The organism is Micromonospora zamorensis (genome assembly GCF_900090275.1).
In the GTDB taxonomy this organism is placed as follows: Bacteria; Actinomycetota; Actinomycetes; order Mycobacteriales; family Micromonosporaceae; genus Micromonospora; species Micromonospora zamorensis.
In genome coordinates this window covers 4,260,016-4,286,496 of sequence record NZ_LT607755.1, presented here as the reverse complement: position 1 = coordinate 4,286,496, position 26,481 = coordinate 4,260,016, and the positions used below count along the sequence as shown (strand labels likewise).

22 protein-coding genes are annotated in these 26,481 nt (G+C 71.1%); 14 read left to right on the top strand and 8 right to left on the bottom strand.

Annotated elements, in window-relative coordinates; genetic code table 11:
* The first annotated feature begins 2 nt into the window (after positions 1-2).
* Positions 3-611, top strand: a complete 609-nt coding sequence (locus tag GA0070619_RS18755) for a DedA family protein (RefSeq protein WP_088949263.1) — start codon at positions 3-5, stop codon at positions 609-611.
* A 137-nt stretch (positions 612-748) separates the two neighbouring features.
* Here GA0070619_RS18755 and GA0070619_RS18750 read toward each other — a convergent pair whose 3' ends face one another.
* Both GA0070619_RS18750 and GA0070619_RS18745 read right to left on the bottom strand, forming a co-directional pair.
* Positions 749-1,402: an MBL fold metallo-hydrolase gene (locus GA0070619_RS18750; RefSeq protein ID WP_088949262.1), complete on the bottom strand. Its 654-nt coding sequence runs from the start codon at positions 1,400-1,402 to the stop codon at positions 749-751.
* 7 nt (positions 1,403-1,409) lie between these two features.
* Positions 1,410-2,126 carry a maleylpyruvate isomerase family mycothiol-dependent enzyme gene (locus GA0070619_RS18745; RefSeq protein WP_088949261.1) on the bottom strand — a complete coding sequence of 239 codons (717 nt, stop codon included), beginning with the start codon at positions 2,124-2,126 and terminating at the stop codon, positions 1,410-1,412.
* A gap of 179 nt (positions 2,127-2,305) precedes the next feature.
* Between GA0070619_RS18745 and rsgA the strand changes: the two genes are divergently transcribed.
* The 5 genes from rsgA to GA0070619_RS18720 all read left to right on the top strand — a co-directional run bounded on the left by rsgA (position 2,306) and on the right by GA0070619_RS18720 (position 10,777).
* Positions 2,306-3,376: a ribosome small subunit-dependent GTPase A gene (gene rsgA, locus GA0070619_RS18740; protein WP_088949260.1), complete on the top strand. Its 1,071-nt coding sequence runs from the start codon at positions 2,306-2,308 to the stop codon at positions 3,374-3,376.
* Between the two features lie 271 nt (positions 3,377-3,647).
* Complete coding sequence (gene uvrA, locus GA0070619_RS18735) at positions 3,648-6,593, top strand: excinuclease ABC subunit UvrA (protein WP_088949259.1); 2,946 nt, start codon at positions 3,648-3,650, stop codon at positions 6,591-6,593.
* Between the two features lie 228 nt (positions 6,594-6,821).
* Positions 6,822-7,313: a Rieske (2Fe-2S) protein gene (locus GA0070619_RS18730; protein WP_088949258.1), complete on the top strand. Its 492-nt coding sequence runs from the start codon at positions 6,822-6,824 to the stop codon at positions 7,311-7,313.
* A 172-nt stretch (positions 7,314-7,485) separates the two neighbouring features.
* Complete coding sequence (gene uvrC, locus GA0070619_RS18725; protein ID WP_088949257.1) at positions 7,486-9,474, top strand: excinuclease ABC subunit UvrC; 1,989 nt, start codon at positions 7,486-7,488, stop codon at positions 9,472-9,474.
* Positions 9,475-10,120: 646 nt separating this feature from the next.
* Positions 10,121-10,777, top strand: coding sequence for a C39 family peptidase (locus GA0070619_RS18720; RefSeq protein ID WP_088949256.1), 657 nt, complete (start codon positions 10,121-10,123; stop codon positions 10,775-10,777).
* A 62-nt stretch (positions 10,778-10,839) separates the two neighbouring features.
* Here the strand turns inward: GA0070619_RS18720 and recQ are convergent, their stop codons facing one another.
* Entirely contained in the window at positions 10,840-12,681 is a 1,842-nt protein-coding gene (gene recQ / locus GA0070619_RS18715; RefSeq protein WP_088949255.1) for a DNA helicase RecQ, read from the bottom strand.
* A gap of 216 nt (positions 12,682-12,897) precedes the next feature.
* Here recQ and rapZ point away from each other — a divergent pair, with 216 nt between their 5' ends.
* The 8 genes from rapZ to GA0070619_RS18675 all read left to right on the top strand — a co-directional run bounded on the left by rapZ (position 12,898) and on the right by GA0070619_RS18675 (position 20,014).
* On the top strand, positions 12,898-13,785 hold the full coding sequence (gene rapZ, locus GA0070619_RS18710; protein ID WP_088951899.1) for an RNase adapter RapZ: 888 nt from the start codon (positions 12,898-12,900) through the stop codon (positions 13,783-13,785).
* The gene (locus GA0070619_RS18705; RefSeq protein WP_088949254.1) at positions 13,782-14,882 is read left to right on the top strand and encodes a gluconeogenesis factor YvcK family protein; all 1,101 of its coding nucleotides are present in this window, start codon (positions 13,782-13,784) and stop codon (positions 14,880-14,882) included. Before rapZ ends, GA0070619_RS18705 begins: the two co-directional genes overlap by 4 nt.
* Positions 14,883-14,936: 54 nt before the next feature.
* Positions 14,937-15,917, top strand: coding sequence for a DNA-binding protein WhiA (gene whiA, locus GA0070619_RS18700; RefSeq protein WP_030337350.1), 981 nt, complete (start codon positions 14,937-14,939; stop codon positions 15,915-15,917).
* A gap of 262 nt (positions 15,918-16,179) precedes the next feature.
* Positions 16,180-17,184 carry a type I glyceraldehyde-3-phosphate dehydrogenase gene (gap, locus tag GA0070619_RS18695; RefSeq protein WP_088949253.1) on the top strand — a complete coding sequence of 335 codons (1,005 nt, stop codon included), beginning with the start codon at positions 16,180-16,182 and terminating at the stop codon, positions 17,182-17,184.
* Positions 17,181-18,380, top strand: coding sequence for a phosphoglycerate kinase (locus tag GA0070619_RS18690; RefSeq protein WP_088949252.1), 1,200 nt, complete (start codon positions 17,181-17,183; stop codon positions 18,378-18,380). The genes gap and GA0070619_RS18690 overlap by 4 nt, the downstream gene beginning before the upstream one ends.
* On the top strand, positions 18,381-19,172 hold the full coding sequence (gene tpiA / locus GA0070619_RS18685; protein WP_088949251.1) for a triose-phosphate isomerase: 792 nt from the start codon (positions 18,381-18,383) through the stop codon (positions 19,170-19,172).
* 96 nt (positions 19,173-19,268) lie between these two features.
* Positions 19,269-19,529 carry a preprotein translocase subunit SecG gene (gene secG / locus GA0070619_RS18680; RefSeq protein ID WP_030337344.1) on the top strand — a complete coding sequence of 87 codons (261 nt, stop codon included), beginning with the start codon at positions 19,269-19,271 and terminating at the stop codon, positions 19,527-19,529.
* A gap of 143 nt (positions 19,530-19,672) precedes the next feature.
* Positions 19,673-20,014, top strand: coding sequence for an RNA polymerase-binding protein RbpA (locus GA0070619_RS18675; protein ID WP_088949250.1), 342 nt, complete (start codon positions 19,673-19,675; stop codon positions 20,012-20,014).
* Between the two features lie 37 nt (positions 20,015-20,051).
* Here the strand turns inward: GA0070619_RS18675 and pgl are convergent, their stop codons facing one another.
* From pgl to tal, 5 genes are all read right to left on the bottom strand, one after another.
* The gene (pgl, locus tag GA0070619_RS18670; protein ID WP_088949249.1) at positions 20,052-20,822 is read right to left on the bottom strand and encodes a 6-phosphogluconolactonase; all 771 of its coding nucleotides are present in this window, start codon (positions 20,820-20,822) and stop codon (positions 20,052-20,054) included.
* Positions 20,823-20,976: 154 nt separating this feature from the next.
* Positions 20,977-21,993, bottom strand: coding sequence for a glucose-6-phosphate dehydrogenase assembly protein OpcA (locus tag GA0070619_RS18665; protein ID WP_088949248.1), 1,017 nt, complete (start codon positions 21,991-21,993; stop codon positions 20,977-20,979).
* Positions 21,990-23,504 carry a glucose-6-phosphate dehydrogenase gene (zwf, locus tag GA0070619_RS18660; RefSeq protein WP_088949247.1) on the bottom strand — a complete coding sequence of 505 codons (1,515 nt, stop codon included), beginning with the start codon at positions 23,502-23,504 and terminating at the stop codon, positions 21,990-21,992. Before zwf ends, GA0070619_RS18665 begins: the two co-directional genes overlap by 4 nt.
* Before the next feature lie 99 nt (positions 23,505-23,603).
* A complete protein-coding gene (locus GA0070619_RS18655) occupies positions 23,604-25,253 on the bottom strand; it encodes a hypothetical protein (RefSeq protein ID WP_088949246.1) in 1,650 nt (549 codons plus the stop codon).
* Between the two features lie 43 nt (positions 25,254-25,296).
* Positions 25,297-26,472, bottom strand: coding sequence for a transaldolase (gene tal, locus GA0070619_RS18650; protein ID WP_088949245.1), 1,176 nt, complete (start codon positions 26,470-26,472; stop codon positions 25,297-25,299).
* Between the last annotated feature and the right edge of the window lie 9 nt (positions 26,473-26,481).

The following is a 26,481-nucleotide window of genomic DNA, read 5'->3' as shown; positions in this document are numbered from 1 at the left end:
GCATGACGCAATGGCTGGCACAGATCGGTGAACTGCCCGTTCTGCTGCTGATGGGTGCGCTCGGGCTCGTCATGCTCTTCGACGCCGTACCCCTGCTGGGTGTCCTGATCCCCGGCGACGTGGCGATCCTGGCCGCCGTCGGGGTGGGACGCCCGACCACCGGGCTGGCCACGTTCGCCGCGGTCCTGGTCGGCTGCCTGGCCGGCTGGTCGCTGAGCTTCCTCGTCGGCCGCCGCTACGCCGAGCAACTGCGGCACAGCCGGATCGGCGGCTGGATCGGCGAGACGCGCTGGACGGCGGCGGAGGGCATCCTGCGTCGCGGTGGCGGTCGGATGATGGTCGTCGCGCCGTTCCTGCCCGTGTTCAACGCGCTGCTTCCGCTGGCCGCCGGTGGGCTGCGCATGTCGTACGGTCGATTCCTCGGTTGCGCCGCGATCGGCGCGACCGCCTGGGCCGGTCTCTACCTCGCGCTGGGCACCGCGTCGCGGTCGCTGGCCGGGCTGCTCCCCGGGGATCCCAGCCCGCTGCTGGTCACCATGGGGGTCGGGGTGGTGTTGGCTTCCGTCGTGCTGCTGGGGGCTCGGCGGCGGTTGTTCGCTGTGACTGGTTGAGCTTTTCTTGGTTGCGGTGTGGGGGCACGGCAGGCCCCGCCCCCGTTGCGGCTTCGGCTCGTGCGTTCGTGCCTTGCCCGCCGGGGGTTGAATGATCTTGGTGGTTCCTGGTCGACGTTGGGTCTTCTGTTTGGCTGTTACCAGCCTCTTGCTTTCCACTGGGGGAGGGCTGGGCGTTCGGCTCCCAGGGTGCTGTCGCTGCCGTGGCCGGGGTAGAACCACGTGTCGTCCGGCAGTTGGTCGAACAGCTTGTGCTCGACGTCGTCGATCAGCGCGGCGAAGCGCTCCGGGTCCTTGTCGGTGTTGCCCACGCCACCTGGGAAAAGGCTGTCCCCGGTGAAGAGGTGCGGGGTGCCGGCCGGATCGCGGTAGAGCAGCGCGATCGACCCCGGGGTGTGCCCCTTGATATGGATGACCTCCAGCGCGCAGTCACCCACCGACACGGTGTCGCCCTCGGCCAGACGCTCCGCCTCGATCGGCAGCCCGGCGGCGTCGTCGGCGTGCACCAGCGCCCGGGCGCCGGTCTTGGCGACCACCTCCTCCAGCGCCACCCAGTGATCCATGTGCTGGTGGGTCGTCACCACGGCGGTGAGGCCACCGTCGCCGATCAGCTCCAGCAGTCGGGGCGCCTCGTTGGCGGCGTCGATCAGCACCTGGTCACCGGTGCCCGTGCAGCGCAGCAGGTAGGCGTTGTTGTCCATCGGGCCCACCGACAACTTGCTGATGGTGAGCCCGTCCAGCTCCCGTACCGCCGGCGCTCCGCCGTGCGTGACGTCTCCGCTGTATGTCATGACGTTTCTAGATCCATTCCGGTGGAGTAGGCAGGGGACCGTCGGGCGTGACGGAGAGCGGTTCGCCGTCGGCGCGGCCGATCAGCCAGGCGGCGAGGTCGAAAACAGGACCGGTGACGATCGGGGCGCCGTCCCGGTCGCCGAGCACCACGTCGTGCTCGCTCCCGTCCAGGCGGAGCACCATCGACGGCGGTGTCGGCCCGGTGGCGTGATGGCTGGCAGCCTCGCGCAGCAGTCGGTGTGCGAACGTCTCCGACCAGTCGGCGGGTCGGTAGTCGGCGGCCAGGTCGAGGTGGTGCACCTCGATCTCCCGCAGGCGGCCCCAGACGAGCAGCGCGGCCGGCCACGGGCCCTTACGCGCCTGCACCGTCGCCGCCCACGCCTCGGCGGGCATCGCCTCGACCGCCTCGGCGAACAGGTCGGCGGTGCGGCGAAGGTCGTCCAGGTGCTCGTCGGGCGGGCGGCCCGAGCCGGCGTCGATGTCCGCGGTGCGGGCCGCCAACGACGAGTACATCGGCAGCGCCTGCCCGGTGCGGGCCGCGGTGAGCAGGTTGACGAAACCATCGGCGTTGCGGGCCACGTGCGCCAGCACATGGCCGCGCGTCCAGCCCGGGAGCAGCGACGGGGCCGCCAGGTCCGCGGCGTCGAAAGAAGCGGCGGTACGCAGAAGTCGGCTGGTGGCCGCGTCCACCTCGCCCATCAGCAGCAGCGGGTCCGTGGTCACCCGTCGACCCTAGCGGTCCGCCGTCAAGACGTCGCCGGGGAAATCGCTTTCGGCGCGTCGGCGCGCGACCTACCGTCAGCGGCAGACGCGGCACCGGGACATCGGACGGAGGTGGTTGATCATGCCGGACGTGGCACGCGTGTTCCGCCATCACCAGCTTCGACACCGATGAGGATGCCATGACGATCGATCTGACCGCCCTCGGCTGGGACGCCGAGCGGGCGGCGTACGCCGAACGACGCGGCGAGCACCACCCGGGTCGGGTGGCCCGGGTGGACCGGGGCGTCTGCACGGTGCTCACCGCGACCGGCCCGCTCCGGGCCAGCCTGGGCGGGGCGGTGCTCGCCGCCGCCGCCCGGGACCCGTCCGCGCTGCCCTGCGCCGGGGACTGGGTCCTGCTCAACCACTGGCCGGACCGCCGCGTCACAGTGGAGGCCGTGCTGCCCCGCCGGGGCGCGCTGATCCGGCGTACCGCCGGCAAGGACGCCAGCGGCCAGGTGCTGGCCGCCAACCTCGACGCGGCCGCCGTGGTGGAACCCGTGCACCCCGAGCCGGACGTGGGACGGATCGAACGGTTGCTCGCCCTGGCCCACGAGTCCGGCGCCCGACCGCTGGTGGTGCTGACGAAGGCCGACCTCGCGGCCGACCCGGCCGCGCTGGCCCGCCAACTCGCCGCGATCGCGCCCGGGGTGCCGGTGCTGCCGGTCAGCGCCGAGCATGGCATCGGGCTGGACCCGCTGCGCGCCGAGGTGACGCCCGGCCGCACGCTCGGCCTGCTCGGGCCCTCCGGTGCCGGCAAGTCCAGCCTGGTCAACGCCCTCGCCGGCACCGTGGTGATGCCGACACAGGCGATCCGCCGCGTCGACGGCAAGGGTCGGCACACCACTACCTGGCGGGCCCTCGTACCGATCCCCGGCGGGGGCGCGGTGATCGACACCCCCGGTGTGCGGGCGGTCGGCCTGCTGGACGGCGCGGCCGGGCTCGACCGGGCGTTCGCCGACATCGCCGGGTTGGCCGAGGGCTGCCGGTACGCCGACTGCGGGCACGACGGCGAGCCCGCCTGCGCGGTCCGCGACGCGCTGCACACCGGGGAGCTCTCCACCCGTCGGTGGGAGAGCTGGCGGCGGCTCCAGGGCGAGGTTGCCCACGAGAGCCGACGGCGGGAGGCGCGGGTGGCGGCGGAGCGGCGCGGCGGATGGCGGTCGGCTCGACGACGGACGGCCCGGCCGCCGTCGCCCGGGGGCTACTGACCAGCGGCCGGCGTTCTGCGCGGTCGAGGCTTGTGGCTCCGGGCGGTCGAGGCTTGTGGCTCTGCGCTGGCGGGCCTTCCGTCGGGCGCCGTCGTGGGCTTGACGCGGTGCGGCCGACCGGGCTGAGCTGGGGGAATGTGCGGGCGGGGGAAAGTGTCATACCTCGGGGCTAGAGTTGCCGAGGCGTGTTTTCCGCGCCCGCACGACCGCTCACAATCACCCAGAGCGGGACAGATCCTTCGCTTCGTCTTCTCCCGGGAGTACACGCACTGTGGCCGACCGACTGATTATCCGTGGCGCGCGCGAGCACAACCTGCGTGACGTCAGTCTCGACCTGCCCCGGGACGCACTCATCGTGTTCACCGGGCTGTCCGGGTCGGGCAAGTCGAGCCTGGCCTTCGACACGATCTTCGCCGAGGGGCAGCGCCGCTACGTCGAGTCGCTCTCGTCGTACGCCCGGCAGTTCCTCGGCCAGATGGACAAGCCAGACGTCGACTTCATCGAGGGTCTGAGCCCCGCCGTCTCGATCGACCAGAAGTCGACCTCGCGCAACCCGCGCTCGACCGTCGGCACCATCACCGAGGTCTACGACTACCTGCGGCTGCTCTACGCCCGCATCGGTGAGCCGCACTGCCCGGTCTGCGGTGAGCGGATCTCCCGGCAGAGCCCTCAGCAGATCGTCGACCGGGTCCTCGCGATGGCCGAGGGCACCAAGTTCATGGTGCTCGCGCCGGTCATCCGCGGCCGCAAGGGCGAGTACGTCGACCTCTTCGCCGAGCTGCAGGCCAAGGGCTACGCCCGGGCCCGCGTCGACGGCGTGGTGCATCCGCTGACCGAGCCGCCGAAGCTCAAGAAGCAGGAGAAGCACACCATCGAGGTGGTGATCGACCGGCTCACCGTCAAGCCCAGCGCCAAGCAGCGGCTGACCGACTCGGTCGAGGCCGCCCTGGGCCTGTCCAGTGGCCTGGTGCTGCTCGACTTCGTCGACCTCCCCGAGGACGACCCGGACCGGGAGCGCCGCTACTCCGAGCACCTGGCCTGCCCCAACGACCACCCGCTGGCCATCGAGGATCTCGAGCCCCGGGTCTTCTCCTTCAACGCCCCGTACGGCGCCTGCCCGGAGTGCACCGGCCTGGGCACCAAGAAGGAGGTCGACCCGGAGCTGCTGGTCCCCGACCCGGAGCGCAGCCTGCGCGAGGGCGCCATCCAGCCCTGGTCCACCGGGCACAACCTGGAATACTTCCTGCGCCTGCTGGAGGCTCTCGGCGAGGCCCAGCACTTCGACGTCGACACCCCGTGGCGGGCGTTGCCGGCGCGGGCGCAGAAGACGATCCTGCACGGCTCCGACGACCAGGTGCACGTGCGCTACCGCAACAAGTACGGCCGCGAGCGCTCCTACTACACCGGCTTCGAGGGCGTGGTGCAGTGGATCGAGCGCCGGCACTCCGACACGGAGTCCGAGTGGTCCCGCGACAAGTACGAGGGCTACATGCGCGACGTGCCCTGCGCGGCGTGCGGCGGCGCCCGGCTCAAGCCCGAGGTGCTCGCGGTCACCCTGGCCGGCAAGAGCATCGCCGAGGTCTGCAACCTGTCCGTGGGGGAGTGCGCCGACCTGCTCGCCGGCATCGAGTTGACCGACCGGCAGAAGATGATCGCCGAGCGGGTCCTCAAGGAGATCAACGCCCGGCTGCGGTTCCTGCTCGACGTCGGTCTGGACTACCTCTCCCTGGACCGGCCGGCCGGCACGCTGTCCGGCGGCGAGGCACAGCGCATCCGACTGGCCACCCAGATCGGCTCCGGCCTGGTGGGCGTGCTCTACGTGCTCGATGAGCCGTCGATCGGGCTGCACCAGCGTGACAACCACCGCCTGATCGAGACCCTGATCCGGCTGCGCGGGCTGGGCAACACGCTGATCGTGGTGGAGCACGACGAGGACACCATCCGCACCGCCGACTGGATCGTCGACATCGGGCCCGGCGCCGGTGAGCACGGCGGCAAGATCGTGCACAGCGGCTCGGTGCCGGCACTGCTGAAGAACAAGGAGTCGATCACCGGGGCATACCTGTCCGGGCGTCGCTCCATCCCGACGCCGTCGACGCGCCGCCCGCAGGATGCGGCACGGGAGCTGGTGGTGCACGGCGCGCGCGAGCACAACCTGCGCAACCTGACCGTCTCGTTCCCGCTGGGCCAGCTCATCGCGGTCACCGGGGTCAGTGGCTCGGGCAAGTCGACGCTGGTCAACGACATCCTGTACGCCGTGCTGGCCAACCAGATCAACGGCGCCCGACTGGTGCCCGGCCGGCACACCCGGGTCTCCGGTCTGGAGCACGTGGACAAGGTCGTCGGCGTGGACCAGTCGCCGATCGGCCGTACGCCGCGCTCCAACCCGGCCACCTACACCGGGGTCTGGGACCACGTCCGCAAGCTCTTCGCCGAGACCACCGAGGCGAAGGTTCGCGGGTACGGCCCGGGTCGGTTCTCCTTCAACGTTAAGGGTGGGCGCTGCGAGGCGTGCTCCGGTGACGGCACGATCAAGATCGAGATGAACTTCCTGCCTGACGTGTACGTCCCCTGCGAGGTCTGCAAGGGCGCCCGGTACAACCGGGAGACCCTGGAGGTGCACTACAAGGGCAAGACCGTCTCGGACGTGCTGGAGATGCCGATCGAGGAGGCCGCCGAGTTCTTCTCCGCCATCCCGGCCATCCACCGGCACCTCAAGACCCTGGTCGACGTGGGCCTGGGCTACGTACGCCTCGGTCAGCCCGCGCCCACCCTTTCCGGCGGTGAGGCGCAGCGGGTCAAGCTCGCGTCCGAGCTGCAGAAGCGCTCCACCGGGCGGACGGTCTACGTGCTCGACGAGCCGACCACCGGTCTGCACTTCGAGGACATCCGCAAGCTGCTGATGGTGCTGGAGGGTCTGGTCGACAAGGGCAACACGGTGATCACCATCGAGCACAACCTCGACGTGATCAAGACGGCCGACTGGCTGATCGACATGGGTCCGGAGGGCGGTCACCGGGGCGGCACCGTGCTCGCCACCGGCACCCCCGAGGAGGTCGCCGAGGTGGCCGAGAGCCACACCGGCGAGTTCCTGCGCCAGGTGCTCAAGCTCGACGGCAAGGCCAAGGGCGCGGCCGCCGCCACCACGCGGGCGGCCAAGGCCAACGGTGTGACCAAGGCGCGGACCAGCCGCAAGGTGGCGGCCAGCGCCCGCTGACCTCGACTTTCCGAGGGCAGGTCCGGCTGGGTTTGGTGTGGCGGTTGCGGGGCGGGTCCGATCGGGTTGGTGCGCGTCCATTGCGGCGCGGGCGAGCCGGTCCGGAGCCCGCCCCGTCCCATTTCCTGGGTCGGACAGATGCTGCGGTGAACCATCCGGCACAGTTGCCCGTGTGGAGAAGTGTGACCGGCTTTCGGACCGGCGCGGCGGGCTAGAGAGAGGCGAGGCATGAGTGACGATCAGGCGCTGACCGGTCCGGGTACGCAGACACGTCGTACCCTGCTCACCGGTGTCGGGGCGGTCGGCGCGGCCGTTGTCCTGGCTGCCTGCGGCAGCGACGACGGCGGCAACGGCAGCGGCAGTGACGCACCCACCAGTGGCGGCCCCGCCGTGCCCAGCACCGGTGACGCTGGCGGCGGCGACCGGCAGGGATCCCAGTCACTGGCCACCACCTCCGACATCCCGGTCGGTGGCGGCAAGGTCCTCGCCACCGACGGTGTGGTCATCACCCAGCCCTCCCCGGGCCAGTTCAAGGGCTTCAGCCCGATCTGCACCCACCAGAACTGCCCGGTCACGAACGTCGACGGCGGCACCATCAACTGCACCTGCCACGGCAGCAAGTTCTCGATCGAGGACGGCTCGGTGAAGGCCGGCCCGGCCACCAAGCCGCTGCCGCCGAAGAACATCAAGGTCACCGGCGACCAGATCTCGCTCGCCTGACCGTCCGGGGGCCGGCGACCGCCCCCGGCCAGGCGCGTGTCCGGCCGGCCTGATCGACTCGCGTTTCGGAAAGTCGGGGTGTCCGCGATCCCTCGACACCCCGACTTTCCTGAAGCCGAGTCGATCTAGAGCTTGAGTTGGGCTGTCGGTGCTGCGGACTAGGCTTGCTGACGTGGCTGACCCCTCGACCTACCGCCCCGCACCCGGCACCATCCCGGAGCTACCGGGGGTCTACCGCTTTCGCGACGGCACCGGCCGGGTGATCTACGTCGGCAAGGCGAGAAACCTGCGCAGCCGGCTCAACTCCTACTTCGGCGACGTCTGGAACCTGCACGAGCGCACGCGGCAGATGGTCACCACCGCCGAGTCGGTGGACTGGATCACCGTCGGCACCGAGGTCGAGGCGCTCCAGCAGGAGTTCACCTGGATCAAGCAGTACGATCCCCGGTTCAACGTCCGCTACCGCGACGACAAGTCGTACCCCTATCTGGCCGTGACCCTCAACGAGGAATACCCACGGCTCCAGGTGATGCGTGGTGCCAAGCGCAAGGGGGTGCGCTACTTCGGTCCGTACTCGCACGCCTGGGCCATCCGGGAGACCCTCGACCTGCTGCTGCGGGTGTTCCCCGCCCGGACGTGCTCCGCCGGCGTGTTCAAACGCGCCGGCCAGGTCGGTCGTCCCTGCCTGCTCGGCTACATCGGCAAATGCTCGGCGCCGTGCGTCGGCACCGTCTCCGCCGACGAACACCGCGCGATCGTGGACGGGTTCTGCGACTTCATGGCCGGGCGCACCGACACCATGGTCCGCAAGATCGAGCGCGAGATGACCGAGGCGAGCGAGCAGCTGGAGTTCGAGCGGGCCGCCAAACTGCGCGACGACGTGGCCGCGTTGCGCCGCGCCATGGAGAAGCAGACCGTGGTGTTGGGCGACGGCACCGACGCCGACGTGGTCGCGTTCGCCGACGACCCGCTCGAGGCGGCCGTGCAGGTCTTCCACGTCCGCGACGGCCGGGTCCGGGGGCAGCGCGGCTGGGTGGTGGAGAAGACCGAGGACCTGACCACCGGCGACCTGGTGCACCACTTCTGCACCCAGGTGTACGGCGGCGAGCACGGCGAGGCCGACGTGCCCCGGGAGCTGCTGGTGCCCGAGCTTCCCGCGGACGCCGACGCGCTGGCGGAATGGTTCTCCAACCACCGGGGCAGCCGGGTGTCGCTGCGGGTGCCGCAGCGCGGCGACAAGCGCTCACTGATGGAAACGGTCGAGCGCAACGCCAAGGACGCGCTGGCCCGGCACAAGCTGAAGCGATCCGGTGACCTCACCACCCGGGGCAAGGCACTGGACGAGATCAGCGAAGCACTGGACATGCGCACCTCGCCGTTGCGCATCGAGTGCTTCGACATCTCCCAGATTCAGGGCACCGACGTGGTGGCCAGCATGGTGGTCTTCGAGGACGGGTTGCCTCGCAAGAGCGAATACCGACGGTTCATCGTCCGCGGCGCCACCGACGACCTCTCCGCGATGTCCGAGGTGCTGCGCCGTCGCTTCGCCCGCTACCTGGACTCGCGGGCGGAGACGGGCGAGGTGGGCGTCGAGTCGGCCGACGACCCGATCACCCCGGAAGACGCGGCCGAGCCGCAGATCGGTGTGCTCATCGATCCGACCACCGGCCGGCCGCGGAAGTTCGCGTACCCGCCGCAGCTGGTGGTCGTCGACGGCGGTGCTCCGCAGGTCGCGGCGGCCGCACAGGCCCTTGCCGACCTGGGCATCGACGACGTGGCGTTGTGCGGCCTGGCCAAGCGGCTGGAGGAGGTCTGGCTCCCCGACGACGAGTTCCCGGTCATCCTGCCGCGCACCTCGGAGGGTCTCTACCTGCTGCAACGCATCCGCGACGAGGCCCACCGGTTCGCCATCACCTTCCACCGGCAGCGCCGCTCAAAGCGGATGACCGAGTCGGCACTCGACCACGTACCCGGCCTCGGCGAGGTGCGGCGCAAGGCGTTGTTGCGGCACTTCGGCTCACTCAAGCGGCTCTCTGCCGCAACGGTCGAGGAGATCACCGAGGTGCCCGGGGTGGGTCGACGCACCGCCGAGGCGATCCTGGCCGCGCTCGACAAGGACACGAAGACCGACGACAGCGCGGAGGCGACCCCCAACACCTGACGCCGCGCCGCGCGGCCTCGGAGTCAGTCGCACGGCACGCATGATCGCGCTCGTAGTGGCCTCGTCGGCGCCGGACGGGGCCTGTTTCGTGGAGCGAGCACGATCTCGGGTGATGCGTCGCGTGGGGCGTCCCCGGGGGTGCGGTGTCCGGTATCGCCAGGTCGATCAAGATCCGCGCAAACACATCGGGCAACCGCCCGCCGCCCGCCACCCGGGTCAAGATCCGCGCAACATCAGGGAACTTGCTGCCTCGGCGTGGTCTGAGGCAGCACTTTCCTGGAAAGTGCGCGGATCTTGGATTGCCCACGCCCGGGGTTGCGGGGTGTGGTGTCCGGTTCGGCGGATCCGGCCGTGGGGTGGGTGTCGGGTTTGGGGGTCGGTGTCGCGTGGTCGGCGCCACCCTGGCGGCGGAATCGTGGGCCGGGCGGGGTCGTTATACCTGGCATGCCACCGCGACTTTCGGGTCGTGGGGCGAGGGCGCACCGGCCGGGAACATCCGCTGGGCCGCCCCGGTTACATCCCCCGCAACGCCCGAGCAGGTCCCCCGGGGATCGCCGGCGTTCCCCCCGAGACTTTCCCGCACGGTCGCCGTTCCCCCTTGTGACGTGCCGTGCGGACACCCCCAATCGCAGAGGAGCACGCCATCATGCGTACCGATCTGATTCGTAAGACCGCTCTGACCGCTGCTGGCCTGGCCTTCACCGGCGGCGCGATCGTTGGACCGATCACCGCCGCGTACGCCGCGGACGCGAAGCCGGCGTCGCAGACGCAGTCTGACCGCAAGCCGTCGGGTGAGCGTCAGCTGGGTGTGCGCTACGAGGCGCAGCCGAACTTCTACTACTGCGGGCCCGCCGCGACCCGTAACGCCCTTTCCGTGCAGGGCAAGGACATCAGCGTCGACGCGATGGCCAAGGAGATGGGCACCACCGAGGCCGGCACCAACTCGATCAACGACATCACCCCGGTGCTGAACAAGGAGACCGGCAAGAACGACGCGTACCGGTCCGTGGAGATCAGCACGCCCGCGGCCGACGATAAGCAGACCGACAAGCTGCGCGCCGACATCGTCCGCACCGTCGACGACGGCCGGGCCGTGGTCGCCAACATCGCCGGCACCACCACCGACACCGACGGTGCTATCCACTCCTTCGAGGGCGGGCACTACATCAGCGTCGTCGGCTACCGCGACAACGGCCAGATCGTGAAGATCGCCGACTCCGCCGACCCGAACACCGCCTCCTACGAGGTCACCGTCGAGCACCTCGCCGACTGGATCGCCACCCGCGGCTACGCCACCAGCTGACCGCGACTGACACGAAGCGAAGGGCCGGACCCCACCACGGGGCCCGGCCTTTCGTCTTGTCCTCAGTCCTCGGCGAGGACGGCCAGAATCTGCTCGCCGTACTTGGCGAGCTTGTTCTCGCCGACCCCGCTGACGCCGGACAGCTCGGCAAGCGAGCCCGGCGCGTCGCTGGCGATCTGTCGAAGAGTGGCGTCGTGGAAGATGACGTACGCCGGAACGCCCTGCTCTTTGGCGGTGGTCGCCCGCCAGCCGCGCAGCCGCTCGAAGAGCGACGCGGCGGCCGGGGTCAGCTCGGCCACGACGGTGGCCGAGCCGCGCGGCTTCGACGAGCGGGTCGAAGCTGGCTTCTCCGGCTCGCGGCGCATCGTGACCGTACGACGGCGACCCAGGACGTCGGCACTGGCCTCGGTCAGCGCGAGCGTGCCGTAGTCACCCTCGACGGCGAGCAGCCCTTCGGCGAGCAGTTGCCGGACGACGCCCCGCCACTCCGCCTCGCTCAGCTCGGAGCCGATGCCGAAGACGGTCAGCGAGTCGTGACCGTGCTGGCTGATCTTGTCGTTCTGCTTGCCGAGCAGGATGTCGATGCAGTGCCCCGCGCCGAACCGCTGGTTGCGCTCACGGTCGAGACGAAAGACCGCGGAGAGCAACTTCTGGGCGGCGACAGTGCCGTCCCAGGTCTCCGGTGGGGTGAGGCAGGTGTCGCAGTTGCCGCAGGCCGCCGTGGACGTCTCGCCGAAGTATTCGAGCAGCTGGACCCGCCGGCAGCGCACCGTCTCGCAGAGGGCGAGCATCGCGTCCAGGTGCGCGGCGAGGTTGCGGCGGTGGGCGAGGTCGCCGTCGGACGTCTCGATCATCTTGCGTTGCTGGACCACGTCCTGCAGCCCGTACGCGAGCCAGGCGGTGGACGGCAGGCCGTCCCGCCCGGCGCGGCCGGTCTCCTGGTAGTAGCCCTCGACGGACTTGGGCAGGTCGAGGTGGGCGACGAACCGCACGTCGGGCTTGTCGATGCCCATGCCGAAGGCGATCGTGGCCACCATCACCAGACCGTCCTCCCGTAGGAAGCGTTGCTGGTTGGCGGCGCGGGTGGCCGCGTCCAGACCCGCGTGGTACGGCAGTGCGGCGACCCCGTTGGCGACGAGGAACTCGGCGGTCTTGTCGACCGAGGCCCGGGACAGGCAGTAGACGATGCCGGCGTCGCCGGGGTGCTCGTCGCGCAGCAGCGTCAGCAGTTGCTTGCGCGGCTCCCGTTTGGGCACGATCCGGTACTGGATGTTGGGCCGGTCGAAGCTCGCCACGAAGTGCCGGGCGTCGTCGAGGTTGAGTCGGGTGGCGATCTCGGTGCGGGTGGCGCTGGTCGCGGTGGCGGTCAGCGCGATCCGCGGCACCTCTGGCCAGCGTTCGTGCAGCATCGACAGCGCCAGGTAGTCGGGGCGGAAGTCGTGCCCCCACTGGGACACGCAGTGCGCCTCGTCGATCGCGAACAGGGAGATGCGCCCCCGGTCCAGCAGGGCGAGGGTGGACCGGACGCCGAGCGCTTCCGGGGCGAGGTAGAGCAGGTCCAGCTCGCCGGCGACGTAGGCCGCCTCGACCCGACGTCGGGCGTCGAGGGTCTGGGTCGAGTTGAGGAACCCGGCGCGGACGCCGACGGCGGTGAGGGCGTCCACCTGGTCCTGCATGAGGGCGATCAGCGGGGAGACGACGACCGCGACGCCGTCGCGGACCAGGGCCGGGATCTGGTAGCACAGCGACTTGCCACCACCGGTGGGCATCAGCACCAGCGCGTCGCCGCCGGCGACCACGTGGTCGATCACGTCCTGCTGGAAACCGCGGAAGGCGTCGTAGCCGAACACCCGGCGCAGCACCGGCAGCGCGTCCTCGGTACGCAGGTCGGTGGGGGAAGCCATCTGCGGAGTCTACGAGCCCACCCCGACACCGCCGACCCGGCGCACCCGAGCGAAGGGTGTTCACCCCACGACCCGTGGCGGGTGCGTGGGCTTGCGCCGGTGGCGGGATAGAGTCGCTGATTGACCAATCGCGGCCAACGGAGGCCGCGGCGCCACGGCTTGGGGGTACGGGTGAGCGAGGCGCGCACAACCGGTGACCGGATCGACGACCCGGCGGTGGTTGACGGGCAGGTGGCGGCCGAGTCGGAGACCACACTCGTGGTCGTCACCGGCCTCTCCGGCGGTGGCCGCAGCACGGTTGCCAGGGCGTTGGAGAACGTCGGCTACTACGTGGTCGACAACCTGCCGCAGGCACTGATGCTGGACATGGCCGAGCTGGCGTTCAAGGCGGGCGGGGCCGCTCGGCGCACCGCGATGGTGCTGGACGTGCGGTCCCGGGCCTTCTCCACGGACCTGGCCGGGGCGATCCGTGAGCTCAAGGACCGTGGGTTCTCGCCCCGGGTGGTCTTCGTCGACGCCGACGACGAGGTGTTGATCCGACGGTTCGAGAGCGTGCGTCGGTCGCATCCGCTTCAGGGCGACGGACGGCTGGCCGACGGCATCGCCGTGGAGCGCGGTCTGCTGGAGGAGGCGCGCGACCAGGCCGACGTGATCGTCGACACCAGCCACCTGAACGTCAACCAGCTCCGTCGGCGCATCGAGGAGCTGTTCGGCGGCGAGGACGCCCGCCGGCTGCGGGTAACCGTGCTGTCGTTCGGCTTCAAGTACGGTCTGCCGCCGGACGCCGACTTCGTGCTGGACGCCCGCTTCCTGCCCAATCCGTACTGGGTGCCGGAGCTGCGCGAGCACACCGGTCGGGAGGAGGCGGTCAGCGCGTACGTGCTGGGTCAGGAGGGTGCGGACGCCTTCGTCGCCTCGTACGCCGACCTGGTCAACGCCACCACCGCCGGCTTCGAGCGGGAGGGTAAGCGCTACCTCACGGTCGCCGTGGGCTGTACCGGCGGCAAGCATCGCAGCGTGGCCATCGCCGAGGAGCTGGCCGGGCGGTTGCGCCACTCCGGGTTGGCGGCCAACGCCCAGCACCGTGATCTGGGGCGGGAATGACGGCCCGGCGGGTGGTGGCGTTCGGCGGCGGGCACGGGCTGTCCGCCTCGCTGCGCGCGCTGCGTCACTGTGCCCCCGAACTCGACCTCGACATCACCGCTGTGGTCACCGTGGGTGACGACGGGGGTTCCAGCGGCCGGTTGCGGGCCGAGCGGGGCGGTCTGCCCCCGGGTGATCTGCGTCAGGCGCTGGTGGCTCTGGCTGGGGATCACCCGGCGACCCGGCGCAGCGCCGGGCTGTTCCAGCACCGCTTCGCCGCCGTGCCGGCCGGCGTACCCCCGCTCGGCGAAGCCGACCTGGCCCCGGCGGCGACCGACCGCCGCAACCCCGACCCGCGCGACCAGGGCGCAAACAGCCAGGGCGCCGGCGCGACCGTCCCCGGCGCTGAGCGGGCGAGCATCCGCGCCGACGGGCTGGCCGGGCACGCGGTGGGCAACCTCGTGCTCTGCGGCCTCATGGAGATGCTGGGCGACCCGGTGGCCGCGCTGGAGCACGCCGGCGCGATGCTGGGCACTGTCGGCCGGGTGCTGCCGATGTCCCGTCAGCCGGTCGGCATCGAGGCGCAGGTCCGAGGTGTCGACCCGGCCGCCCCCGACGAGGTACGCACCGTGCGCGGCCAGCACCAGGTGGCGGTCACCACCGGGCGGGTCGAGTCGCTGCGCCTCACCCCGCCCGCCCCGCCGGCCTGCGCCGAGGTGATCGAGGCGATCAGGGCGGCGGACTGGTTGATCTTCGGGCCGGGCAGCTGGTACACCAGCGTTCTCCCGCACCTGCTGGTGCCGCAGTTGGCCGACGCTATCGTGTCCACCTCGGCCCGGCGGTTGGTCACGTTGAACCTCGCGGCCGAGAAGGAAACTCTCGGACTCTCCGTCGCCGATCATCTCGCGGCGCTGCACTGGTACCTGCCCGAGCTCAAGGTGGATCTCGTGCTCGCCGACGCCAAGGCGGTGGGTGACCCCGAACCGGTCGAACGTGCGGCAGAATCGCTGGGTGCCCGCCTGGTCCTCGCCCCTGTCGCCGTCACCGGTGGCACTCCCCGCCATGATCCGGCTGCCCTGGGCGCCGCACTGGTGCCTGTCCTGGGTGCCGATCGTTAGACACGTACGTAATCTCCGGCGACACGCCGGAACCGGTCCGTGAGGGGACGCACAATGGCGATGACGGCCGCGGTCAAGGACGAGCTGAGTCGGGTCGACGTGCCCAAACCCTGCTGTCGGCGGGCGGAGATGGCCGCACTGCTGCGCTTCGCCGGCGGGCTGCACATCGTCTCCGGCCGCGTGGTGGTGGAGGCTGAACTGGACACCGGGGCGGTGGCCCGACGGCTGCGCCGGGAGATCGCGGAGGTCTACGGGTACCCGAGCGAGATCCACGTGCTGGCCTCCGGTGGGCTGCGCAAGGGCAGCCACTTCATCGTGCGCGTGGTCAAGGACGGCGAGGCTCTCGCCCGGCAGACCGGCCTGCTCGACGTGCGGGGTCGTCCGGTGCGCGGGCTGCCCCCGCACGTGGTGGCTGCGAACGTCTGCTGTGCGGTCTCCGCCTGGCGGGGCGCGTTCATGGCGCATGGCTCGCTCACCGAGCCCGGCCGCTCCAGCGCCCTGGAGATCACCTGCCCGGGGCCGGAGTCGGCGCTGGCGCTGGTCGGCGCGGCCCGCCGGATCGGCATCACCGCCAAGAACCGTGAGGTACGCGGGGTGGACCGGGTGGTGGTCAAGGACGGCGACGCCATCGCCGCGCTGCTCACCCGGATCGGCGCGCACTCCAGCGTGCTGGCCTGGGAGGAGCGTCGGGTGCGCCGCGAGGTGCGGGCCACCGCCAACCGGCTGGCCAACTTCGACGACGCCAACCTGCGTCGCTCGGCGCGCGCGGCGGTCGCCGCCGCCGCCCGGGTCACCCGGGCGTTGGAGATCCTCGCCGACGAGGCGCCCAACCACCTGACCGACGCCGGGCGGCTGCGCCTGGAGCACCGGCAGGCCTCGCTGGAGGAGTTGGGCGCGCTGGCCGACCCTCCGCTGACCAAGGACGCCATCGCCGGGCGGATCCGCCGGCTCCTGGCGCTGGCCGACAAGCGGGCCCGGGACCTCGGCATCCCGGATACGGAAGCAGCCGTCACGCCCGACATGCTCGTGGTCTGATAGGACGGTGGGGCCGCACGGTGCGCCCGGGGCACTACCCGGCGCAGCGGGGTCTCGCACGCTCGGATAGGGTCGCTGCGTACGGCAAGGGGGCCGACACAGGCACTCCTCGTCGTGCGCACCGCCTCGGGCGGTCAGGTCCTCAGACCGCGGCGGGGTGGCCGAGAAGAACCGTCAACGGCCGGCTCCAACGGTCGGCGCACACCACTCCGCCGGCCCGTTGTCTGAAGCCGGCGGACCAGAACGCGAGGAGCTGGAACCTGTGACCATCCGGGTTGGCATCAACGGCTTTGGCCGAATCGGCCGTAACTTCTTCCGGGCAGTGCTGGCGTCTGACGCCGACATTGAGGTCGTGGCGGTGAACGACCTTACCGACAACGCGACGCTTGCCCACCTGCTCAAGTACGACAGCATTCTGGGTCGCCTTCCCTACGAGGTCAAGGCCACCGCCGACGAGATCACCGTCGGTGGCAAGACCATCAAGGCGTACGCCGAGAAGGACCCGTCGAAGCTGCCGTGGGGCGATCTGAACGTCGACGTCGTCATCGAGTCGACCGGCTTCTTCACCGACGCCACCAAGGCCAAGGCGCACGTCGACGGCGGGGCCAAGAAGGTCATCATCTCCGCCCCGGCGAAGAACGAGGACGTCACCGTCGTCATGGGTGTCAACCACGACACCTACGACCCGGCGAAGCACACCATCATCTCCAACGCTTCGTGCACCACCAACTGCCTCGCCCCGATGGCGAAGGTCCTGCACGACACGTTCGGCATCCAGCACGGTCTGATGACGACGATCCACGCGTACACCCAGGACCAGAACCTCCAGGACGCGCCGCACTCGGATCTGCGTCGTGCCCGGGCCGCCGCGCTGAACATCGTCCCGACCTCCACCGGCGCCGCCAAGGCGATCGGTCTGGTCCTGCCGGACCTCAAGGGCAAGCTCGACGGGTACGCCCTGCGGGTGCCGATCCCGACCGGCTCGGTCACCGACCTCACCGTCAACGTGGGTCGCGAGACCACCGTGGACGAGGTCAACGCCGCGCTGAAGGCCGCCGCGGACGGCCCCCTCAAGGGCATCCTGGTCTACAACGAGGACCCGATCGTCTCCAGCGACATCGTCACCGACCCGGCGTCGTGCATCTTCGACGCGCCGCTGACCAAGGTCGTCGGCAACCAGGTGAAGGTCGTCGGCTGGTACGACAACGAGTGGGGTTACTCCAACCGGCTCGTCGACCTGGTCAAGTTGGTCGGTAGCTCGCTGTGAGCATCCGGACCCTCGACGACCTGCTCGCCGAGGGGGTGTCAGGTCGGCGCGTGCTGGTGCGCGCCGACCTGAACGTCCCGCTCGACAAGCAGACCGGTGCCATCACCGACGACGGGCGCATCCGCGCGGTGCTGCCGACCCTCGGCGCGCTGGTCGAGGCCGGCGCGAAGGTGGTCGTCTGCTCGCACCTGGGCCGCCCGAAGGGCGCGCCGGACCCGCAGTTCAGCCTGGGCCCGGTCGCCGGGCGGCTCGGTGAGCTGCTCGGCGCCCCGGTGCACTTCGCCACCGACACCGTCGGCGATTCCGCCCGCTCCACCGTCGCGGACCTGGCCGACGGCCAGGTCGCCCTCCTGGAGAACCTGCGTTTCAACGCGGGTGAGACCAGCAAGGACGAGGCCGAGCGGGGCGCGTTCGCCGACCAACTCGCCGCGTTCGGCGACGCGTACGTGGACGACGCGTTCGGCGCGGTGCACCGCAAGCACGCCAGCGTCTTCGACGTGCCGGCCCGGCTGCCGCACGTCGCGGGCCGACTGGTGCTGCGTGAGGTCGAGGTGCTCTCCAAGCTCACCGGTGACCCCGAGCGGCCGTACGTGGTGGTGCTCGGTGGGTCGAAGGTGTCCGACAAGCTTGCCGTGATCGAGGCGCTGCTGCCCACCGTCGACCGGCTGCTCATCGGTGGCGGGATGTGCTTCACCTTCCTCAAGGCCCAGGGCCTTGAGGTGGGCACCTCGCTGCTGGAGAAGGACATGGTCGACACCTGCCGCAACCTGCTGGAGCGGTCCGGCGGCAAGATCATGCTGCCGGTCGACGTGGTGGTGGCGGACGCGTTCGCCCCGGATGCCGCGCACGACACGGTCCGCGTCGACGGCATCCCGAGCCACCGGCTCGGGCTGGACGTCGGCCCGGAGACGGTCGCCGGTTTCAGCGCCGCACTGTCCCAGGCGAAGACGATCTTCTGGAACGGCCCGATGGGCGTGTTCGAGATGCCGGCCTTCGCGGCGGGCACCCGGGGCATCGCCGAGGCGATCACCAAGGCCGACGCGTTCAGCGTCGTTGGTGGCGGTGACTCGGCGGCGGCGGTCCGTGCCCTGGGGCTGGACGAGTCGTCCTTCGGGCACATCTCCACGGGTGGCGGCGCCTCCCTGGAATACCTCGAGGGCAAGACCCTCCCCGGCATCGCGGCCCTGGAGAACTGAATGTCGAGCACCACCCGCCGGCCGTTGATGGCCGGCAACTGGAAGATGAACCTCAACCACCTCGAGGCCAACCTGCTGGTGCAGAAGCTGGCGGCCAGCCTCACCGAGAAGCAGCTCACCGCCGTCGAGACGGTCGTGCTGCCGCCCTTCACCGACCTGCGTACCGTGCAGACCGCGGTGGACGGCGACAAGCTGCTGATCGGCTACGGCGGGCAGGACCTGTCGCCGCACGCGTCCGGCGCGTACACCGGGGACATCTCCGGTCCGCTGCTGGCCAAGCTCGGCTGCACGTACGTGGTGGTCGGGCACTCCGAGCGGCGGGCCTACCACCACGAGGACGACGCGCTGGTCAACGCCAAGGTGAAGGCGGCGCTGACGCACGGCCTGACCCCGATCCTCTGCGTGGGGGAGGGGCTGGACGTGCGCGAGCAGGGCACCCACGTGGCGCACTGCTCCGACCAGCTCGACGGGGGCCTCGCCGGGCTCACCCCCGAGCAGGTGCGCCAGGTCGTGATCGCGTACGAGCCGGTCTGGGCGATCGGCACGGGCAAGACCGCGACGCCGGAGGACGCCCAGGAGGTCTGCGGGGCGGTCCGCCAGCGACTGGCGGAGCGCTTCGACCAGGACACCGCGAACCAGGTCCGGGTCCTCTACGGCGGCTCGGTCAAGGCGTCAAACGTCGCCTCGATCATGGCCCAGCCGGACGTGGACGGGGGCCTGGTGGGGGGTGCCAGCCTGGACGCGGAGGAATTCGCTCAGATCTGCCGCTTCCCGGAGCACCTCGCTCGCTGATCGCTCGGTATCCTTGACACCGCCCGTCCACCGGTCGGTGCCACCGTGCCCGATCAGACCGGGCGAGGATCGCTACGAGAGGAACTGACCCCAGCCATGCCGATCTGGTTCGCATACACGTTGATCGTGTTGCTGGTCATCACGAGCATTCTGCTCACCCTGCTGATCCTGCTGCACCGCGGCAAGGGCGGCGGTCTGTCGAGCATGTTCGGCGGTGGCGTCAGCTCCAGCCTCGCCGGCTCTTCGGTCGCGGAGAAAAACCTGGACCGTTACACCGTCCTGGTGAGCGTCGTCTGGTTCGCCGCCATCGTCGGGCTCGGGCTCTGGCTCCGCCTCCAGATGAACAGCGGCGCCTGAGCAGGCTCGCCAAGTCGTACAATCTGCGCGCGGTCCGTCACTCGACGGGCCGCGCGCAGGCTTTTCTCCGCTGCACCGCGTCGCCCGCCGCCCATCCTGAGAAAAAGACGGCGGGTCCCCTCCGACGACAGGAGCGAGCAGCCGTGCCAAGTGGCAACGTCATCCGCGGCGCCCGAGTCGGGTCCGCACCCATGCGGCCCGACGAGCGGCACCAACCCGCCCCCCGACAGGACGTCACCTACTGGTGCCGCAACGACCACCGGATCGACATCCGGATCGCCGCGGACGCCGAGGCGCCGGCCCTGTGGGACTGCCCCCGCTGCGGCCTGCCCGCCGGGCGGGACGCGCAGAACCCGCCCGGCCGGGTCCGCGCCGAGCCGTACAAGAGCCATCTGGCGTACGTGAAGGAGCGGCGTACCGCCGAGGAAGGCGAGGCGCTGCTGGCCGAGGCGCTCGCAGCGCTCCGCCGCCGCCGCGGCGAATAAGAAGGAAGGGCCCCCGTCGAGGGGCCCTTCCTGTCGGTCAGCGGAGGCTGCGCAGCCGGGCGGGTACGTCGGCTGCGGCGGCCCGATCCAGCAGCCAGCGGGTGCGACCCACACCGTGCACCCCGGCGGCCGGCAACTGCACCGGCCCGGCCCCGGCCAGCGCCATACCCACCGCGCGGGCCTTGTCGGCGCCGCCGGCCACCAGCCAGACCTCCTCGGCGGTGTTGATCGCCGGCAGGGTGAGGGTGGTCCGCACGGCCGGCGGCTTGGGGCTGCCCCGCACGGCGCTGCACGGGCGGGTGTCGTAGTGCACCGGGTGCTCGGGGAAGATCGACGCCACGTGCCCGTCCTCGCCGACGCCCAGCATCAGCACGTCGAAGTGCGGCAGCGTGCCGTGCCCGGGTCCGGCGGCGCGGGCCAACTCCTCCCCGTACCAGGCCGCAGCGGCCTCGGGGTCGTTGCCGGCGGGGCCGTCGGAGGCCGGCATCGGGTGCACCCGGGCCGGGTCGAGCGGCACCACGTCCAACAGGGCGGCCCGGGCCTGGGTCTCGTTGCGGTCCGGGTCGCCGGCGGGCAGGAACCGCTCGTCACCCCACCACACGTCGACCCGGGACCAGTCCACCGCGTCGCGGGCGGGCAGCGTCGCCACCGCCCGGTACACGGCGGCGGCGATCCGACCGCCGGTGAGCACCACCGACGCCTCACCCCGGTCGGCCTGGGCGTCGAGCATCTTCACCAGCAACCGGGCGGCCACGGCCTGCGCCAGCAGATCGGCGTCGGCGTGGACCGCGACACTCGCCTCACTCATGGGTTGCGCCTTCGTTTCCCGACCGCGTGCGGTCGCTGTCGAGTCGTACCCGGGCTGGAGGCCCGAGGTGGCGGGGCGAGTGCCCCGGAGGTTCCGGGGCAGGGCCCGGTGGGTGACCCGGCCCTGCCCCGACGTTGTCGTGCCCCGGTCGGGCTCAGCCCTCGCCGCTGGTGCCGGCGTGTGCGGTGACCCCGGCCTCGGCGCGCCGGGCGGTGGCCGGATCCTTCCAGACGTGCACCCGCTGCGGGGGACGCTGCTCCAACCCCCGCAGACCGACCGTCGCACCCAGCGCCTCCGCGTACACCTGGTCGGCGTCCAGTCGGCGCAGCTCCTCGGCGAGCTCGTCACCGAGCGGACGGCGGACCAACGGCAGAGCCCGGTCGTCCTGGCCGGTCCGCCGGAAAACGGCCATGCTCTCCTCGCGGGTCAGCGTGAGCTGATCGCCGTTGGCGCAGCTCAACTGCACCTCCCGCATCCGGGGGAACTCGTTGGTGTCCACCCGGCGCGGGGTGATGCCGAGCCGGCTGGACAGCCAACCGACCATCAGCGCCGCCGTCGGGTCGCTGGGCGGCGCGACGACTGTCGCCTCGGTGACCCGCTCGCTGGTGGTGTCGAACGCCCCGGCGACAAGGGTCCGCCACGGGGTGATCCGGGTCCACGCCAGGTCGGTGTCGCCCGGGGCGTAGTCCCGGGCACGCTGGTGCAGCGCCTCCACCGGGTCGGCGGCCTGCGCCGAGTCGGTGATCCGCCGGTCGGCGACCACCCCGAGGAAGTCGGTGGCGATCTCCGCCGGTGGCTCGCCGTGCCACCAGGTGACCACCGGCACGTCGGGGACGAGCAACGGCATCACGACCGACTCGGCGTGCAGGGCCAGCCGCCCGTACATCCGGGTGACCACGGCCTCGCACGGGCCGAGCCGGCCACCGACGACGATCTCCGCGTCCAGCCGGTTGCGGTCCCGCTCGATCTCGGAGCGAACCACCACCACCAGCCGGCACGGGTGGGCGGCGGCGGCGATCGTCGCCGCCGCCTCCGCCTCCCGGACCCGCTTCTCGTCCACCACCACGATGAGGGTGAGCGCCATGCCGCTGGCCACCCCGCCGGCACTGCGCCGCTCGGCGGCGAGCGCCTTGACCACCTCGTTGCCGGTGGTGTCCCACAGCCCGATCATGCTCGTCTCCAAGCGCGGCCCTCGCGGGCCAGCATCTCGTCTGAGGCGCGTGGACCCCACTCGCCGGCCCGGTACGGCTCCGGCGTGGTGCCAGCCCAGGCGTGCTCCAGCGGGTCGATCACCTGCCAGCTCTGCTCGACCTCGGACGCGTCCGGGAACAGGGTGCGGTCGCCGATCAGCACGTCCAGGACCAGCCGCTCGTACGCCTCGGGGCTAGACTCGGTGAACGCCTCGCCGTACTGGAAGTCCATCGCGATGTCGCGGACCTCCATCGTGGTGCCCGGCACCTTCGAGCCGAACTTGAGCACCACACCCTCGTCCGGCTGCACCCGGATCACGAGCTGGTTGTTGCCCAGCGACTCCATGTCGGCGTCGTTGAACGGCAGGTGCGGTGCCTTCTTGAACATGATGGCGACCTCGGTGACCCGCCGGGGCAGCCGCTTGCCGGCCCGGATGTAGAACGGCACCTCGGCCCAGCGGCGGTTCTGGATGCCCAGCCGCACCGCCACGTACGTCTCCGTGGTGGAGTCGCTCGGAACGTCCTGCTCCTCCAGGTAACCGACAGCGCGCTCGCCGCCCACCCAGCCGGGCAGGTACTGACCGCGAACGGTGTCCCGGGCGACGTCCTTGGGCAGGGTGATGGCCTTGAGCACCTTCAGCTTCTCGGCCCGGATCTCGTCGGCGTCGAAGCTGGTCGGCTCCTCCATCGCCACCAGGGCGAGCAGTTGCAGGAGGTGGTTCTGGAGCACGTCACGGGCGGTGCCGACGGTGTCGTAGAAGCCGGCGCGGGTGCCGATCCCGACATCCTCGGCCATGGTGATCTGCACCGAGTCGACGTACTTGGAGTTCCACAGCGGCTCGAACAGGTTGTTGGCGAACCGCAGGGCCAGGATGTTCTGGACCGTCTCCTTGCCCAGGTAGTGGTCGATCCGGAAGACGTCCTCCCGGGTGAACACGTCGTCGACGAGGTCGTTGAGCGACTTCGCCGACGGCAGGTCGTTGCCGAACGGCTTCTCCACGACGACCCGACGCCAACCGCCGGACTTCTCGTTGTCGGCCATCCCGGTGCGGGCCAGCTGCTTGAGCACGACGGGGAACGCGGCCGGGGGGATGGAGAAGTAGAACGCCGCGTTGCCGGTGATGCCGTGGGTCTGGCGCAGGTCGTCCAGCGTCGAGGCGAGCTGGTCGAAGGCCGCGTCGTCGTCGAACGACCCGCCGACGAACTTGATGTTGCCGGCCAGCCGTGCCCACACCTCGTCCCGCCACGGAGTACGAGCGTGCTTGCGGGCGGCCTCGCAGGCCAGCGTCTCGAAGTCGCCGTCTCCCCAGTCGCGGCGCGCGAAACCGAGCACCACGAAACCCGGCGGCAACAGCCCTCGGTTGGCCAGGTCGTAGACGGCAGGGAGCAGCTTCTTGCGGGCCAGGTCGCCGGTCACCCCGAAGATCACCAGAGCGCAGGGCTCCGGGATCCGGGGCAACCGGCGGTCCTGCGGGTCGCGCAGCGGGTTCACCGAGCCATCGTCGGTTCGCGACTGCGGGGCTCGCAAACCCGGCTCACTCCTCGCGCTCACGGCGCCCCCTCGCTTCCGCCTCAGTCACGTCGTCCATCCTCACGCCCGCAGATCACCGGCCGCGTCGAGCAGTTGGGCGACACCGGCGGCACGGTCGGTCAGATGCAGCCGCAGCACCGGGCGCTCCCGGCCGGCGAGCGCCTGCCGGTCCCCGGCAGCCTGCGCCGCCTGCAACTCACCGAAGGTGTACGGCTTGCCCGGCACCGCCAGGTCCTCCGCGACCGCGCCGGTCACCTGGAGGTAGCTGCCCACCTGCGGGCCGCCCTTGTGGTACTGACCCGTCGAGTGCAGGAACCGCGGTCCCCAACCGAAGGTGACCGGCCGGCCGCCCGCCTGGGCCAGCAGCGGCCGCAGCTTGGCCATGTCGGCGTCGGCGAACCGGTCGAGGTACGCCATCACCGCGAGGTAACCGTCGTCGCCCAGCCCGTCGAGCAGCCAGCGCAGCACCCCGGCCAGGTCCCCGGGGGCGCCCTGCGGGGCGTACACCTCGATCGCGCCCTCGGTGAACGACGGCGTCTCCGCCGGCAGGCCCGAGGCCAGGATCTTGTTGGTGTTCTCCTTGGACTCGGTGACGTTCGGCTGGTTGAACGGGTCGATGCCGAGCACCACACCGGCCACCGCGGTCGCGTACTCCCAGGCCAGGAACTGCGCGCCCAGCGGGCCGTTGACGGCCACGTCCGGGGCCGCGCCGCCCCCCGGCATGTCACCAGGTGCCAGCGCGCCGCCGTAGCTGACGGTCAGCACGTCCGCACCACTGGCGCCGGGGCTCTGCGGAGACTCCACGACCACCGGCAGGATGCCCACCCCGGCCTTGCCGGTCGACTCGGCGATCAGCTGCTCGGCCCAGTCGCCGAGCCCGTCGATGCCGGTGCCGTCGGAGACCAGCGCGATCTTGTCCCGGGCCAGCGTCGCCGCCGCGCCCAGGGCGGCACCCAGGGCGAGCGCCGGGTTGTCCCGGTCCGCGCCGAGCGACGCGGCCAGCGCGTCGGCCTGGTCGAGCAGTTCCGCGACCTCGACCCCGGCCAGCGCCGAGGGCACCAGGCCGAACGCGGTCAGCGCCGAGTACCGGCCGCCCACGTTCGGGTCGGCGAGCACGGTGAACGCGCCCATCTCGGTCGCGGTGGCCTCCAGCGGCGAGCCCGGGTCGGTGACGATGACGAAGTGCCGGCCGGCCTCCGCCTCCGTCATCCCGGCGTCCAGGAACGCCTGCCAGTAGGCGCGCCGGTGGCTGTCGGTCTCCACGGTCGAACCGGACTTGCTCGCCACCACGACGACGGTGCGCTCCAGCCGGTCGCCGAGCGCCGCTCGGACCTGGCCCGGGTCGGTGGTGTCCAGCACGGTCAGCGGGCGGCCCAGGGTCCGCGTGATCACCTCGGGGGCCAGTGACGAGCCACCCATCCCGGCGAGCACCACGTGGTCCAGGTCGGCCAGCTCCGCGGTCAGCTCGGCCAGCTGGGCCAGCAGCTCCCGGCTGCGCTGGTGGGTGTCCACCCAGCCGAGCCGGACCTTCGCCTCGGCCTCGGCGTCCGGACCCCACAGGCTCGCGTCCTTGCCGGCCAGCTTGCCCGGGACGCCGGCCTTGACCAGCGCGTCCCGGGTCGAGGCGGGAGCGGACTTGTCGACCGCGTCCGCGCCGTACACGGCCAGCCCGGCGGCGGCCTCCACCTTCCCTGCCAACAGGTCACTCATGCCGCTACCTCACTGCGCTCGACGGTGGCACGGATTCGCTCGCTCATGCGCCACCGGCCTTCTCGGCGCCCTTGGCGTTGCCCTTGGCAGCCTTGTTCGGAGAACCCTTACCCTTCGCCGCCGCCTCCAGCGACTTGCGGACGCCGTCGAGCAGCTCCTGCCAGCTGGCCTCGAACTTCTCCACGCCCTCGCGCTCCAGGGTGGCGATCACGTCGGCCATGTCCACCCCAACCGACTCCAGGTCCGCGAAGACCTTGCGGGCCGCGTCGTAGGCGCCGGTGATGGTGTCGCCGCGGGTCTCGCCGTGATCGGCGTACGCGTGGATGACCGACTCCGGCATGGTGTTGACAGTGCCGGGGGCGATCAGCTCCTCGACGTAGATGACGTCGCGGTAGTCCGGGTTCTTCGTCGAGGTGGACGCCCACAGCGGCCGCTGCGGGTGCGCCCCCGCGTCGGCGAGCGCCTTCCAGCGGTCGGAGGAGAACACCTCGGTGTAGCGCTCGTACGCCAGCTGGGCGTTCGCGACGGCGGCCTTGCCCCGGAGCGACTTGGCCTGCTCGGAGCCGATCTTTTCCAGCCTCTTGTCCACCTCGGCATCCACCCGGGAGACGAAGAACGACGCGACCGAGCCGATGGTGGACAGGTCGTGGCCGTTGGCCTTGGCCTTCTCCAGGCCGGCGAGGAACGCCTCCATCACCGCCGAGTAGCGGTCCAGGCCGAAGATCAGCGTCACGTTGACGCTGATCCCCTCGGCCAGCGTGTCGGTGATCGCCGACAGGCCCTCCTCGGTGGCCGGGATCTTGATGAAGAGGTTGGGGCGGTCGACCAGCCACCACAGGGCCTTGGCCTCGGCAACCGTCCGGTCGCTGTCGTGCGCCACCCGGGGGTCCACCTCGATGGAGACCCGGCCGTCGACCCCCGCACTGCCGTCGTAGGACGGGCGCATCACGTCGCAGGCCCACCGCACGTCGTACGTGGTGAGCATCCGCACCGACTCTTCGACCTCAATGCCACGGGTGGCGAGGTCGCGCAGCTGCCAGTTGTACTCGTCGGCGTCGCTCAGCGCCTTTGCGAAGATCGTCGGGTTGGTGGTGACACCGGCCACGTGCTTCTCACGGCGGAGCTGGTCCAGCCCGCCGGAGCTCAGTCGTACCCGGGAAAGATCGTCGAGCCACACCGCCACGCCTGCGGCGGTGAGCTCATTCAGCTTGTCCGTCATGCCGTCCAC

What these genes read in the sequence shown, in the direction of transcription:
- GA0070619_RS18755 (WP_088949263.1), top strand. Translation starts at nt 3, where the DNA reads ATGACGCAATGGCTGGCACAGATCGGTGAACTGCCCGTTCTGCTGCTG.
- GA0070619_RS18750 (WP_088949262.1), bottom strand. Translation starts at nt 1,402, where the DNA reads ATGACATACAGCGGAGACGTCACGCACGGCGGAGCGCCGGCGGTACGG.
- rsgA (WP_088949260.1), top strand. Translation starts at nt 2,306, where the DNA reads ATGACGATCGATCTGACCGCCCTCGGCTGGGACGCCGAGCGGGCGGCG.
- GA0070619_RS18730 (WP_088949258.1), top strand. Translation starts at nt 6,822, where the DNA reads ATGAGTGACGATCAGGCGCTGACCGGTCCGGGTACGCAGACACGTCGT.
- GA0070619_RS18720 (WP_088949256.1), top strand. Translation starts at nt 10,121, where the DNA reads ATGCGTACCGATCTGATTCGTAAGACCGCTCTGACCGCTGCTGGCCTG.
- recQ (WP_088949255.1), bottom strand. Translation starts at nt 12,681, where the DNA reads ATGGCTTCCCCCACCGACCTGCGTACCGAGGACGCGCTGCCGGTGCTG.
- GA0070619_RS18705 (WP_088949254.1), top strand. Translation starts at nt 13,782, where the DNA reads ATGACGGCCCGGCGGGTGGTGGCGTTCGGCGGCGGGCACGGGCTGTCC.
- whiA (WP_030337350.1), top strand. Translation starts at nt 14,937, where the DNA reads ATGGCGATGACGGCCGCGGTCAAGGACGAGCTGAGTCGGGTCGACGTG.
- tpiA (WP_088949251.1), top strand. Translation starts at nt 18,381, where the DNA reads ATGTCGAGCACCACCCGCCGGCCGTTGATGGCCGGCAACTGGAAGATG.
- secG (WP_030337344.1), top strand. Translation starts at nt 19,269, where the DNA reads ATGCCGATCTGGTTCGCATACACGTTGATCGTGTTGCTGGTCATCACG.
- pgl (WP_088949249.1), bottom strand. Translation starts at nt 20,822, where the DNA reads ATGAGTGAGGCGAGTGTCGCGGTCCACGCCGACGCCGATCTGCTGGCG.
- GA0070619_RS18665 (WP_088949248.1), bottom strand. Translation starts at nt 21,993, where the DNA reads ATGATCGGGCTGTGGGACACCACCGGCAACGAGGTGGTCAAGGCGCTC.
- GA0070619_RS18655 (WP_088949246.1), bottom strand. Translation starts at nt 25,253, where the DNA reads ATGAGTGACCTGTTGGCAGGGAAGGTGGAGGCCGCCGCCGGGCTGGCC.
- tal (WP_088949245.1), bottom strand. Translation starts at nt 26,472, where the DNA reads ATGACGGACAAGCTGAATGAGCTCACCGCCGCAGGCGTGGCGGTGTGG.